11 protein-coding genes are annotated in these 14142 nt (G+C 37.1%); 5 read left to right on the top strand and 6 right to left on the bottom strand.

Annotated elements, in window-relative coordinates; translation table 11 throughout:
• Positions 1 to 73: 73 nt before the first annotated feature.
• The 3 genes from ACS8MM_RS06690 to ACS8MM_RS06680 are packed head-to-tail and all read right to left on the bottom strand — an operon-like array spanning position 74 to position 2300.
• A complete protein-coding gene (locus ACS8MM_RS06690) occupies positions 74 to 631 on the bottom strand; it encodes a DUF5683 domain-containing protein (RefSeq protein WP_379714460.1) in 558 nt (185 codons plus the stop codon).
• Positions 631 to 1527: a ParB/RepB/Spo0J family partition protein gene (locus ACS8MM_RS06685; RefSeq protein ID WP_379714457.1), complete on the bottom strand. Its 897-nt coding sequence runs from the start codon at positions 1525 to 1527 to the stop codon at positions 631 to 633. Before ACS8MM_RS06685 ends, ACS8MM_RS06690 begins: the two co-directional genes overlap by 1 nt.
• A gap of 8 nt (positions 1528 to 1535) precedes the next feature.
• Positions 1536 to 2300 carry a ParA family protein gene (locus tag ACS8MM_RS06680; protein WP_379714454.1) on the bottom strand — a complete coding sequence of 255 codons (765 nt, stop codon included), beginning with the start codon at positions 2298 to 2300 and terminating at the stop codon, positions 1536 to 1538.
• Between the two features lie 255 nt (positions 2301 to 2555).
• Here ACS8MM_RS06680 and ACS8MM_RS06675 point away from each other — a divergent pair, with 255 nt between their 5' ends.
• Entirely contained in the window at positions 2556 to 4526 is a 1971-nt protein-coding gene (locus ACS8MM_RS06675; RefSeq protein ID WP_379714451.1) for a T9SS type B sorting domain-containing protein, read from the top strand.
• A 66-nt stretch (positions 4527 to 4592) separates the two neighbouring features.
• Here ACS8MM_RS06675 and ACS8MM_RS06670 read toward each other — a convergent pair whose 3' ends face one another.
• A complete protein-coding gene (locus tag ACS8MM_RS06670; RefSeq protein ID WP_379714447.1) occupies positions 4593 to 5474 on the bottom strand; it encodes an SDR family oxidoreductase in 882 nt (293 codons plus the stop codon).
• Positions 5475 to 5653: 179 nt separating this feature from the next.
• On the opposite strand from ACS8MM_RS06670, the gene ACS8MM_RS06665 reads away from it, so the two are divergent.
• A complete protein-coding gene (locus tag ACS8MM_RS06665; RefSeq protein WP_379714444.1) occupies positions 5654 to 8854 on the top strand; it encodes a VIT domain-containing protein in 3201 nt (1066 codons plus the stop codon).
• Between the two features lie 74 nt (positions 8855 to 8928).
• Here ACS8MM_RS06665 and ACS8MM_RS06660 read toward each other — a convergent pair whose 3' ends face one another.
• Positions 8929 to 10056, bottom strand: a complete 1128-nt coding sequence (locus ACS8MM_RS06660) for a methionine aminotransferase (protein WP_379714441.1) — start codon at positions 10054 to 10056, stop codon at positions 8929 to 8931.
• A 67-nt stretch (positions 10057 to 10123) separates the two neighbouring features.
• Here ACS8MM_RS06660 and ACS8MM_RS06655 point away from each other — a divergent pair, with 67 nt between their 5' ends.
• Complete coding sequence (locus ACS8MM_RS06655; protein WP_379715010.1) at positions 10124 to 10456, top strand: hypothetical protein; 333 nt, start codon at positions 10124 to 10126, stop codon at positions 10454 to 10456.
• 151 nt (positions 10457 to 10607) lie between these two features.
• Here the strand turns inward: ACS8MM_RS06655 and ACS8MM_RS06650 are convergent, their stop codons facing one another.
• On the bottom strand, positions 10608 to 12047 hold the full coding sequence (locus tag ACS8MM_RS06650) for an amino acid permease (RefSeq protein ID WP_379714438.1): 1440 nt from the start codon (positions 12045 to 12047) through the stop codon (positions 10608 to 10610).
• A gap of 520 nt (positions 12048 to 12567) precedes the next feature.
• On the opposite strand from ACS8MM_RS06650, the gene ACS8MM_RS06645 reads away from it, so the two are divergent.
• Both ACS8MM_RS06645 and ACS8MM_RS06640 read left to right on the top strand, forming a co-directional pair.
• Positions 12568 to 13122: a hypothetical protein gene (locus ACS8MM_RS06645; RefSeq protein ID WP_379714435.1), complete on the top strand. Its 555-nt coding sequence runs from the start codon at positions 12568 to 12570 to the stop codon at positions 13120 to 13122.
• Between the two features lie 75 nt (positions 13123 to 13197).
• Complete coding sequence (locus tag ACS8MM_RS06640; protein WP_379714432.1) at positions 13198 to 14118, top strand: glycerophosphodiester phosphodiesterase family protein; 921 nt, start codon at positions 13198 to 13200, stop codon at positions 14116 to 14118.
• The last annotated feature ends 24 nt before the right edge of the window (positions 14119 to 14142 follow it).

Below are 14142 nucleotides of genomic sequence, written 5' to 3'. Positions count from 1 at the left end.
TCCTGAGAAAAATATCTGCCGGTAGCGCCAAGAAATAAAATAGATAGGATTATTATTCTTGTTCTTTCCATAATTAAAAATTATAATGTAAGGATAAACCAATATTTTGTTTGGAACTGAATTCGTTCTGTTGGATTTCGGGTTTCACTGTCAATTTTCCATTGACATTGAATTGTTTGAGATGCGAATCTACATTGGCATCGATAATATTCAATGCGTACAAGCCTACAGTAATTAAAAGTGATAAATCTTTATTCCTTTGATGGTATTTTTGGGCATCAATCAACTGAGTGTTGCTCAATCGAGTGTATTTTGGATTAAGATTCGGGTCGTTTGCTAATCTTTTCTTGTACTCAGTTCTGTAGCTGTCGTACTTTTTTTTGTTCCAAGAATAGGCATAAATACCCGTTCCCATGGCGCCCCATACAATAGGAACTTTCCAATAACGCTTGTTGTATACTTGTCCCATGCCTGGAAGTACTGCCGATAAAAAAGCGGCTTTAGAAGGCGCTAAAGGATTGATTTTGTTTTTAATAGTGTCAGAGGCTTTTAGGTTCAATTCTTCCTGGCTGTATCCTGAAAAGTTACCGAACAAAGCGCAGAAAAGTAGTATGTAATACCAATATTTCACTACCCTTTGATCAATTTGATGATTCTGTTGAAATCTTCTTCAGACTTGAAGGGAATAGTAATTTTACCTTTACCGTTTGAAGCAATTTTTACATCGATTTTTGTTCCAAAATAGGTGTTGAATACCTCTTGGTCATCATTGTTTACTTCAAAAGCAACTGTAGTGGTTTTTGTGGATGGTTTTTCCGGCGTTCCTTCGTGGTACGCTTTTACCAATGCTTCTGTTTCACGTACAGATAAGTTTTCGCTAACAATCTTTTGGTAAATATCGGTTTGTGCATCATGATCGTCAACGTTGATGATGGCGCGCCCATGACCCATAGAGATAAATCCGTCACGAATACCTGTTTGAATGATTGGATCTAATTTTAAAAGGCGCATATAGTTGGCCACTGTAGAACGTTTTTTTCCTACACGGTCACTTACTTGTTCCTGAGTCAATTGAATTTCATCCATTAAACGTTGGTACGATAAGGCGATTTCGATTGGATCCAAATCATGACGTTGGATGTTTTCTACCAATGCCATAGTTAACGATTCGTTATCATCCGCTAAACGAATGTAGGCCGGAACCGTTTTTAAACCCACAATTTTGGAGGCACGTAAACGGCGTTCTCCTGAAATTAGTTGGTATTTGTTAAAATCCATCTTACGAACCGTAATAGGTTGGATTACTCCAAGTTCACGGATCGAAGTGGCTAATTCTTGTAAAGACTCTTCGTTAAAATTGGTTCTTGGCTGAAAAGGATTGATTTCAATTGATTCAATTTCCAATTCAATGATATTTCCTACTACCTTATCTGCATTTTTATCCGATACTGATTTGATGTCGTTTTCAGGATCTTTTAATAACGCTGATAATCCACGTCCCATTGCTTGTTTTTTTGCCAATGCCATATTCTCTATTAACTATTTTTCTTTATGATTTCTTCTGCTAAGTGTAAATAATTGGTTGCTCCTTTACTGGTAGCATCGTAATTGATGATGCTTTCTCCGTAACTAGGCGCCTCACTTAGTTTGATGTTTCTCTGAATTACGGTTTCAAAAACCATATTGTTAAAGTGTTTTTGTACTTCTTCTACAACTTGATTGGATAATCGCAAACGAGAATCGTACATTGTTAGCAATAAGCCTTCGATGTCTAATTCAGGATTATGGATTTTCTGTACACTTTTGATGGTGTTTAGTAATTTACCTAAACCTTCCAATGCAAAATACTCACACTGAATAGGGATTACAACACTGTTGGCTGCTGTTAATGCATTAAGTGTCAGTAGTCCCAATGATGGAGCACAATCGATAATGATGTAATCGTACTTGTCCACCACGCTTTCCAATGATTTCTTAAGCATATATTCGCGGTTTTCCTTGTCTACCAATTCGATTTCTATAGCAACAAGGTCGATGTGTGCCGGAATGACATCTACATTAGGAGCCGAACTTTTAATGATAGTTTCTTCAGGAGTATTACTATGCTCTAAAATTTGGTAAGTACCGGTTTCAACACTTTCCACATCAATACCCAATCCTGAAGTGGCATTTGCCTGAGGATCAGCATCAATAAGTAATACTTTTTTTTCTAAAACACCTAAAGCGGCTGCTAAGTTGATAGAAGTAGTTGTTTTTCCAACACCACCTTTCTGATTAGCAATTGCAATGATTTTGCCCATTTGATTTTTGAAATTTTGAGCCGTAAAAATACAACTATTTATGGGTTTTGAAAATCTATTTTGTCAACAATCTGAAAACTTTATGAATTTTAACTTAGTAGTGGTAAATTTGCGCAAAATTAAAAAATAATGAATTGTTATAAAGCATTGGTATTGCTGTTGTTTTTGTTTTCTACTAGTATACATTCTCAGAAGTTTTCCAAACCAAATAAAGATTTTACTAAAAGCGAAATTGTAAAAATCCAAAAAAGTAATATGCAATATTCTTATTGTGATAATGATTTTGACGGACAAGTTGCAATCGATTTTTCAAGGATAAAAGAAGTTGTTTTGGATCAATATTCAAACCAATTATCAACAGAAAAAGGGGTGTATATTTCTACAAAAAACGGCAGAGTACTTTTTGTGTCGGATTTAGATGTAAACCCAGCAATTTCTACAAAATGTGTTTATTCAACCTCGGTGATGAACTCATTGTTAGATATTGCTATCAGTCAAAATAATGATTATTATGTGGCAATCGGAAGGAATGTTAAGAAGATAAATAAGGTAAACTGTCAGCCAGAATTACTCTACGATTACGGCTTTTCTGGATCGATTACGGCGCTTTCATTCGACACAAAATCAAATATGTATTTGGGTGGTTTTGATACTAAAGTATATCAGGCAAAAGAAAGGAGTTATGACCGTGTTGAAATCTGGCATGATTTCGGTCAAGGAACTGCAGCAGGAGATTTTGTAATTGTTGGTGATAAAATGTATGTCGCGTGGAGAATAAATTTTGAATGCCGATTGTATGAAATTACGCTTGATAGTAACAATAATTTTCAAAGCTATGTTGATTTAGGAAGGATTCCTGATAATACTTTTGGCTTGGCAAGCGAATTAGGAAATCTTTACGGAGTTACAGTTTCAAGTCTTTATAAAATTGATAAGTCAACTATGCAGACAGTTACAGTGGTATATAATCCTTCTACTTCAGATTTGTGGTATGGTGCTGCAGGTCAAAACGAAGCTGTAGCATTTAAAATTAATGTTTTTGAAACAGAAAACAATGCAACTAACAATGAAAATCCTTTGCCTAATTTATGGTTTAATACGGTTTCTGGCGGGCAAACTGTTTATGTGTCGGTGTTGAATACAATTACAAATCAATCGGTTATCGTACCTGTGGATTTGATAGTAAATATACCACCACGATTTATAAAGCCGACTCCACTTACAAATTGTGATTCAAAAGTATTTAATGTTAGAGAGTTGACGGATAACCTTATTAAAGATGGACAAAATAATGTAGTAGTTCATTATTACCTGAATGCGGATGATGCTCAAAAAGATAATAATCGACATCCGGATGTGTTTACTTTAATCGGCGAGTATCAAAAGGTGTTTTCACGAATTACCAATACTACAACAGGATGTTTTTCGGTGTTTGATTTTGAGCTACAGGTAAATCAAAGTCCGGTTTTAAATGCAATTCCTGATACTACTGTTTGTGCCAACTCCCCAGTAAGTTCAAGTATATTTGATTTGCAAGCTTTAAATCCAAAAGTGATCCAGAATCGTCCAGCAAGTGATTTCGAAATTCACTATTACTTAACGCTCTTCGATGCTCAAAACGAATTGAACCGCATTCTAATGCCGGTAGAACTAAATACCCAGTCGAATCATTTTTATGTGAATTTGAAGAATAAAGTATCCAAATGTTTTACTACTACTGATTTTTTTATCAATTATATCGAAGGAGAAAAGGTCGAAACTATAATTCAATCTTTCATTACAAAGGAATGGAGTAATAATGATAACTCTATCGAAGTGGTACCGACCCAAAATGGTAATTATGAATTTTCCATTGATGGGTTTAGTTTTCAGAATAGCCCTAGGTTTTCTCATTTGGAACCTGGAAACTATGCGATTACTGTAAAGGATTTGAACAATTGTAATTATCAAGTAAAAAGTGTTACGATTTTGAATTACCCTGATTTTTTCACTCCAAATAACGATGGATACAATGACGTATGGAACATAAATTTTGATAAGTCAAGAGATGATTTTAAGATCTTTATTTATGACCGATATGGTAAATTACTGAAGATGTTGAATGGGAATGACGGGTGGGATGGAAAATACCAAGGAAGGGATTTGCCGTCCAGTGACTATTGGTTTGTTGTGAAAAAGAATAATGATAATGAATATGTTAAAGGTCATTTTTCTTTAAAAAGATAAAAGATTTAATACAAGATAACAATAAGGAAAACGGTATTTTCGTTTTCCTTTTGTTTATAATAATATTTACTTATTCCCTTTCGATTTAATCATAGCTTCGAGCATGTCCCAAAGTTCATTGGGAACCGCTTCCAATAAATTGAATTGTCCTGCGCCCTGTAACCATTCACCACCGTCGATAGTGATGACTTCACCGTTGACATAAGCTGAGAAATCTGAAACCAAGTAAGCGGCCAAATTAGCCAGTTCCTGATGGTCTCCCACACGTTTTAATGGTACTTTTTTCGCTAAGTCAAATTTATCCTTCAAGTCGCCTGGTAATAATCTGTCCCATGCACCTTTGGTAGGAAATGGACCTGGAGCAATGGCGTTGGTTCGGATACCATATTTTGCCCATTCCACGGCCAAACTGCGTGTCATGGCTAATACACCTGCTTTTGCAGTTGCACTCGGGACCACATAGGCAGAACCTGTCCATGCATAAGTGGTGACGATATTCAGAACGTTGGTGTTGGTTTGTTTTTTATCTATCCAATGTTTTCCAAAGGCCAATGTACAGTTTTTGGATCCTTTTAAAACAATATCGATGATAGTATCCCAAGCATTGGCGGATAATCTTTCGGTAGGAGAGATGAAGTTTCCAGCCGCATTATTTAAAAGTACATCTACTTTGCCATAGGCTTTGAGTACTTCGGCTAACATGGCTTCTACCTGATCGTAATGACGAACATCACATTGTAAAGGGAGACATTTTCCACCAGTTTCTGTTTCCAGTTCTTGCGCGGTGGTTTTTAGTTTGTCTAAATCACGCGACGTTATGGCAACTTTGGCACCCAATTCCATAAAGTATTTGGTCATGGCTTTCCCTAATCCACTACCACCACCGGTGATTACAATTACTTTGTCTGCTAAAGCATTATCACGAAGCATTTTTGCTGAAAAATTCATAGTAAGTTGTTTTTTGATACTAGGTAAAGTTAGTAAAATTATAGTGATTAGTAATTCTTGTGGAGTAGGATTCTAAATCAATTTAGGTCGGATCGATGAATACTGTTTTTTTTTATTGTCAAATCCCAACCTTTTGTTGTTAATTGTACTCTTTAGTTTATATAAACAATTGAAATACTATGAAAAGATTCTCACTTGCCCTTGTTTTGCTTATTACAGCTAATTTGATGGCACAAAGTCCACAATTGAAAGTAAAAGGCAAGGATTCTGTGAATGTAAGAATGAACAAAATGTTTGTTAAGGTAAATGTGTTTGGTACTATTGCTTATACCACCGCAGAAATGCATTTTGTAAATTCAGGTCCAGGGCAAATGGAAGGGGAATTACTATTCCCATTACCAGAAGGTGTATCGGTTTCCCGATATGCTATTGATGTAAATGGCAGAATGCGTGAAGCGGTTCCAGTAAATAAAAGTAAAGGGAAACAGGTTTTTGAGGCTATAGAGCATAAAAGGGTAGATCCCGGATTGCTTGAAAAAGTAGAGGGAAATAATTTTAAAACACGAATATTCCCTATTGTTGAGGGTAAGGAGCGAATTGTAATTATTGGCTATGAACAAGAGTTGGCACTATATGATAAGAATAATTTACAGTATCAGTTAATGAGTCGTTATCCTAAAAAATTGGACGAATTCGAAATGATTATTGATGTGTCTGGAGTTAAATCAAAACCATCAATTGTTGAAGAGGAAGGTGCGTTTTCTGCTTTTGAAAAATCTGGAAATTCAGAATGGAATCTTTCTTACCAAACTTCGATTAAGAAGAAAAATTATGTACCATCCGAAAAACTCTTGGTGAAAATTCCTGTTCGAAATGAGATTCATAATGTGGTACTTCAATCGGTACAAGGGCAACATTATTTTTATGGGAATGTTATGGTTGAAAACAACCGTATACCAAAGAGTTTGCCTAAGTCTATTGGTTTGATATGGGATAATTCATTAAGCTGCAGAAATAGAGATGTTAAGAAAGAACTGCAATTACTGGATAGTTATTTTAAGCAGTTGAAGAATGTAGAGGTTGCTTTATATCTTTTGAGTTACCATTTCGAAAAAGGTAAGGTATATACAGTGTCCAATGGAGATTGGAGCGAGTTGAAAGCACAATTGGAGAATACACAATATGATGGTGGAACACGATATTCAAAGGTAGATTTGACTGGGCAGGATGAGTATTTGTTTTTCAGTGATGGACTTTCTTCGTTGAGTAAAAATCAATTGGATATAAGCAAAAAACCGGTATATACGTTTACTTCATTGCCTTCAGCGGATTATGCTTTTTTGAATTATACTGCGATGAAATCAGGAGCCGATTTTATTAATCTGAACGAACTGGATGCAAACAAAGCACTGGATAAATTAGTATATCAAAATCTTAAATTCTTAGGAATCAAGGAAAATTATACAGTAACTGATATGTATCCCATGACCGGAACCTCGGTTTCGGGGAACTTTAGTTTTTCGGGTATTTCACTGAAAGAACAAAACGAAGTGGTATTGCTTTTCGGGTATAATGGCAAACCGTTGCATGAAAAAAAGATTGTCTTGGATGCTAAATACCAACAGGAAACTGAGGTAAATATCGAGAAGCTTTGGGCACAAAAAAAGATTGCCAATCTGGAAATTCAGTATAAAAAGAATGCCGAAGAAATCGAAACCATGGGCAAAAAGTATGGAATCGTTACCAAGAATACTTCGCTTATTGTATTGGAAGATATCAACGATTACATTCAATATGATATTGTGCCGCCTGCTGAGTTAAGAACAGAATTCGATAAAATCCAGAAACAACAACAAGAGAAAAGACTTGCTGAAATGAAAAGCAATTGGGAGAATGTAGATAATTACCATAGCGAATTGTCTAAATGGTGGAATAAAGATATCAAGTATGTAAAACCAATTGTTAAAAAGGGAAAGAAAAACAAGAAAGGGGAATTGAGTAGCGGTGTAACCATTGACAGACCAACTGGAAACAGTGAATATGAAGTAGTGACTGTTGATGCTAACGGTAATGTAACTATTGAACAAACCGATGCAGGAAGAGAAGAAATGAATCCATCAGAAGGAGTTGCAAGAAGGAGAAGTGTAGTTTCTTCCACTACAACAGTCGCATCGGTAGAACTAAAAACTACCGAAGAAATTAAAGATAAACAAATTAGCGCTGCTGAAGTCGATGAAGTCAAATTCGTAAGACCGAATGTGGTTGAAGAAACGTATAAAAGGGATGGAGATCTTAAAACTAATAACCCTGAAGCAACACGTGCTTTAGCAGGTAAAGTTTCAGGTGTAATGATTAATCAGGAAAGTGCTAATGCTCCTGTAAGGGTGCGATCTGTGCTAAGCATTCCTTCTAGAGAATCAAGAACAGATTCAATACGCTTACAACCCAATCAAGGTTTTATTCCAATCGAAAATGTAAAAACGGAAGGTTGGAATCCGGACCGGGTATATTTAAAAGCATTGGATGCTGCACCAATAGAAAAAAGATATGCCTTGTATCTAAAATTAAGAGAAGAGCAATGGAATAACCCAAGCTTTTATTTTGATGTGGCAAATCATTTTTATAACAATGGAGATAAACAAAAAGCATTGTTAATCCTTAGTAATATTGCAGATTTAGGTTTGGAGAATCATCAGCTTTATAAGTCACTTACCTATCAGTTGCGTCAATGGGAAGCATACGAAGAAGCATTGTATACCGCTAATCAAGTGGTGAAATGGAGAGGTCACGAACCGCAAAATCATAGGGATTTGGCCCTGGCTTTAGAAGATAATAAAAAATACCAAGAAGCATTTGACGAATTGGTTAAAGCTTTGGAAACGAATTATTTTGCTAATATGGGTGGGCAATATGCTGGTGTAGAGGATATTTTATTGATGGATATCAATCGTTTGCTAACAGAACATCCGGGGATTAACATTCGTGACTTCGATAAAAAATACCTAAAGTCCATGCCGGTTGCGGTTAGAATTATTTTGAATTGGAATCAGATGGATACGGATATCGACTTGCATGTCATTGAACCAACAGGTGAAGAATGTTATTACGGACATACAGATACCGAAGCTGGTGCCCGATTCTCAAAAGATTTCACACAAGGATACGGACCCGAGCAGTATTTGCTACGCAATCCGTTGAAAGGGAAATATCAGATTAAGTCGAATTATTATGGAGAAAGTGCACTAACAGAAAACGGTCCTGCCACTGTTATGGTTGAAATTTATACCACTAAAAATGGTGTAACCGAACGAAAACTGCAAACTATCCAATTGGGAACGGTAAAAGAAAACCAAAACTTAGCTGAACTTCTTCTAAACTAACCATCTCTATACTAACTTCGGTAGTTCAGCGGAAAAACACCAACTTAATGTTGGTGTTTTTTTATGGCTGTAAATTAGATTGTATTGAGTCTTTCGGCTGCGGCTATCAAGGTTTCGTCGGTTTTAGCAAAGCAGAAGCGCAACATTTGTCTGTCGGTAGCATCATTGTAAAATACCGAAATAGGTATTGCAGCTACACCGTGTTTTGTAATCAGTTCTTTGGCAAAATCCACATCATTTGCGGTAGTAATGTTTTTGTAACTCACCACTTGAAAGTAGGTGCCATCACAAGGCATTAATTCGAACCGACTGTCTTTTATCAGTGATTGGAATAAGTCTCTTTTTTGTTGGTACATTGTCGCTATTTCATTGAAGTCGACTACATCCAAGTAGCTCGCAATGGTATGCTGACCAAAGCTGTTCACACTGAAGACCAAAAACTGATGTACTTTCTTTATCTCCACCATAAGGTTTTCGGGAGCAATGAGATAGCCTACTTTCCATCCGGTAACGTGCAATGACTTCCCAAAAGATGAGGAAATAATCGTTCGGTGTTGTAGCTTTTCTCTGGTATTGCAGGAGATATGCGGTTGCGAAAACGTTATGTATTCATACACCTCATCGCTTAAGATAAATATTTGCGGATGCTTCTCTAGTAGTAATTCAAAGGCTTCAAAGTCGGCAAGAGTCCAAATTCTGCCTGTGGGGTTGTGCGGATTGTTAATGACAATCATTTTGGTTTTGGCGGTTATTGCCGATGCAATTCGATTGAAATCCGGTGTGTAATCTGAATTCAGTGCAACTCTTACCGGTGTTCCGCCTGCTACCAGTACCGAAGGTTCGTAACTGTCATAACTCGGATCTAAAATAATCACTTCATCATCCTTACCAATCAACGCGTTTATAGCTGTATAAATGCCTTGCGTAGCTCCGGCGGTAATCAGCATTTCGGTAGCGGTATTGACTTTTCGTTGGTACTGTTTATAGGTTTGAAGGGCTATTTTTTCCAATAACGATGGTAAACCGGTCATCGGTGTATATTGATGGATGTTTGAAGTCAGTAGACCTTCCGCTATTTGCAATAAACGTGGGTCTTCTGGAAAGTTGGGAAATCCTTGAGACAAATTAATGGCGCCATGTTCATTGGCCAATTGGGACATTACCGAAAAGATACTGGCTGTTACGTTAGGTAGTTTGGACATTTGAATTTTAGTTGGTTTTGTAAAAGTAGTGTTTTTTTAGTATTTCGCTTTTAGTCCTTAGTCCTTACTGAATAGTAATTGCTCTTTAACTGGTACTAATGATTATGTAAGTGGTACCGAAGACTTTTTAGGTGGTACCAATGATTATGTAAGTGGTACCGAAGACTTTTTAGGTGGTACCAATGATTATGTAAGTGGTACCGAAGACTTTTTAGGTGGTACCAATGATTATGTAAGTGGTACCGAAGACTTTTTAGGTGGTACTAATGATTATGTAAGTGGTACCGAAGACTTTTTAGGTGGTACCAATGATTATGTAAGTGGTACCAAAGACTTTTTAGGTGGTACTGATGATTATGTAAGTGGTACCGAAGACTTTTTAACTGGTACTAAGAACTAAGTCTCATATACCAAAAACTTTGTAATCGGTACTTATTACTAATTAATCTTTACCGGTTGCTCTTCAGAAGGCACTAAAAGCAAGTGACTAGTAATCAGTACTTATTTACCAATCACTAGTCACTCATAACTTATAATTTATAGCTTATAATTTATAATTCTTTCCTCAACTTACTGTTCTTTTTTCCGTAGCCGTAGTAGATGGCGATTCCAATGGCCAACCAAACCAATAGACGAATCCATGTTCCTATTGGAAGTGCAAACATCATCACTAAACAGGTTACAATGCCTAGTATAGGAACCACAGGAACCCATGGTGTTTTGAAAGGACGAGGTAAGTTCGGTTCCTTCTTTCGTAAGATTAAAATACCGATACATACCATTACGAAAGCTAATAATGTCCCGATGCTGGTCATTTCACCCACCACATGAATCGGTACTAAACCGGCAAACAGACTGATAAATACACATAACAGTATGTTAGATTTGTAGGGCGTGTTGAACTGTGGATGCAACTGCGAAAAGACTTTCGGTAACAAACCATCATTACTCATAGCATAAAACACACGGGATTGACCTAATAAATCCACCAGTATCACCGAAGTATAGCCTATCAATATCGCCATGATTACCGCCGTGGCCAGCCAGATGTAAGGTGTTTTGGCAATAGCAATCGCTACTGGTGCAGCACTGTCCTTGAATTCGGTATAATGTGCCAAACCTGTCATCACATAACCAAAAGCGATGAAGAGAACGGTACAAACGATAAGCGATCCTAAAATACCAATGGGCATGTTCTTTTGTGGGTTTTTGGTTTCCTGAGCCATGGTGGCAACAATATCAAAACCAATAAATACAAAGAAAACGACACCCGCACCACGTAATATTCCTGACCAACCAAACTCTCCGAATGTTCCTGTGTTTTGCGGAATGAACGGATGGTAATTCTCCGGGTTGATGTATTGCCAGCCTAAGCCGATGAATAATAAAACCACACCTACTTTCAGTGTTACCACAACGGCATTGAACAAGGCCGAACTTTTGGTTCCTCGAATAATCACCGCAGTAATCAGCATGATGATTAATACTGCGGGTAGGTTAACGATACCATGAATGACTTCTCCGTTTTTGCCTATAGCGGTTTCAAAAGGAGACATTACTAATTGCGGTGGTATATATAACCCGAATTTCTCTAAAAACTTAACTAAGTACTGTGACCAGCTAATACCGACTGTCGCGGCACCTACCGAGTATTCCAATATTAAATCCCAGCCGATGATCCATGCGAATAATTCTCCGATAGTGGCATAAGCATAGGTATAGGCACTTCCCGAAACAGGAACCATAGAGGCGAACTCGGCGTAACACAGTGCGCTGAAAGCACAACCTACAGCTGCTACTATGAATGATAGAATAACTGCCGGTCCGGTGTTGTTAGCGGCTGCAATTCCGGTTAGTGAAAATAATCCGGCACCGATGATAACACCAATTCCGATCATGATGAGGTTGAAACCACCCAGACTGCGTTTGAGACTGTTGGCTCCAGTGTTTGAAGCTTCCTGTTGTAGGGCTTCGATGGATTTTTTTAACATATATAATGATTTGTGCCGCCTTTATCAAGCGGAAACGTTGAAAACGGGGGCAAAGGTAAGCGAACATTTTTTTAGCCTCCTGAAAACGAACCGATTAGAATTCTATTGATTTATAGGATTGTGTAGTGTTTTTCGCTGATTGAAGGTTTTGGTTGATAATAATTTTGGGAATAGGGGAAGTGGTAAGTTTTTTTACTAAAGTTGAGTTGAAATGTTTAGGGTTTATTGTTTGTTGTTGGTGGTGCCTAAAAATAGAAGTAGTCTCATCTTCTAATGATCTAACAGTCTTACTCTACTTTGATACGCCATAAATACGCCATATATACGCCATATATACGCCATATATCTGGAGAACTCGTTGCTAGGCAAATAACAAAGAAGGAGGTAAAGTTTTGTAATTGGTTTTTGATCCAAGTTATTTGTAGGTATTGTTTTTTTTTGGTTGGATTGTGTTTACAAGTAGGGATTTTTTTTCATTTGCAATTGTGTTTTATGTTCTATTTTTGAACAAAAAATCACTTTGAAAATAAATATATTAACTCCAATGGAGATTGAAAAGGAAAAAGTGTTGGCCGCAATCGCTCAACTAACTTCCCCTCAACATAGTTATCAAGTTATTGTATCTGGAATTGGAAGGGAAAGTACCGCAAAAGCGATGCTTAACCTACCAGCACATGATGTTTGTGTTTTGATGGGCTTTGCTGCAATTGTGGGTTCTGAGGAAAATTTGCCTGAACATTTAGGTTTCGGGATGCCTATAGAAATTACCAATGCTTCGCTGTACGGTTATGAAGGCGGTTTGTTTGAAAACGGAAAGCCGATTATTACGGATGCTAAGCTTACTTTGCCGAGTATGTCATCGCTAACATCGGATAAGTTTGTACGTACGACAGATTTGAGTGAAGGCACGATAGTGAATATGGAAGATTATACCTTTATGTATCTTAAGAATCCGCAGGATTGTATAGTGAGAATCATTTCTGATTTTTTACCGCATACAACAGAGATTGACTTTTTTGAGGAAGTGAAAGGGATTGATTTTTTGAAAGGGGTGATGGCAATAGAAGCTATGTGATTTATATCGGTTAGGGCTGCAACGAATTCGTTTTATTTCCTTTCAATTGTGTACTTTTACTAAAAATTCCATAACATGTTTTCATTTTTAAGGTACGCAGTGGTACTCGTTTTTTATACTTGTGCTAGTTTTGGTCAAACCAAATCGCATTGTATTTCTTTTCCAAATCCCACCGAATTTCATTCTTTTTTTCAAGGAAAAAGTAATAGGTATCCCATTGTTAGTGCGCATAGAGGTGGTCCAGCTCTCCGTTTTCCGGAAAACTGTACGGCAACTTTTGCCAATACCATTCGGCAAGTACCCTCCATCATTGAAACGGATATTGCCTTGACCAAAGATTCTGTTTTGGTGATGATGCATGACAATACTTTAGATAGAACTACAACAGGCACCGGACCAATTCAGAATTATACCTACAAAGAATTGCAATCGTTGTTTTTAAAAGACAATGAGGGGAATGTGACCTCGTATAAAATAGAAACCTTAGATGAGGTTTTGCAATGGGGGAAAGATAAAGTAGTATATACTCTAGATGTGAAAAGAGGTGTTCCATTTAAAATGATTGTCGACGCGGTTCGTAGAAATCATGCAGAACGCTATGCTATGATTATTACCTACAACGCAAATCAAGCGGCCGAGGTGGCACATTTGGCACCTGATATGCTACTATCGGTTTCTGCCAATGGCAAAGAAGATGTTGAACGTATGGAGAATAGCGGAGTTTCTAGTAGTAACATGGTTGCTTTTGTAGGGATTACTTTTCCAAACCCTGAAGTGATTTCCTACATGCATTCTAGAGGTATCGCATGTATCTCTGGAACGATGGGGAATCTTGACAAAAAAGCAACCGCTAGTGGAGATAACATTTATTTGGAACTGGTTGCAGCGGGAGTTCGATTTATATCCACTGACAGACCCATTGCAGTGGCTCAACAAATGGAACAGTACATACTACAAAATAACTTAACCACTCCATTTATAAAAATATCGGAGTAGTTTTGGACGATTTATAATTGAAAA

The sequence above is a fragment of the Flavobacterium sp. MAHUQ-57 genome (genome assembly GCF_051908335.1).
Lineage (GTDB): Bacteria > Bacteroidota > Bacteroidia > Flavobacteriales > Flavobacteriaceae > Flavobacterium.
This window is presented reverse-complemented; position numbering and strand designations above follow the sequence as displayed.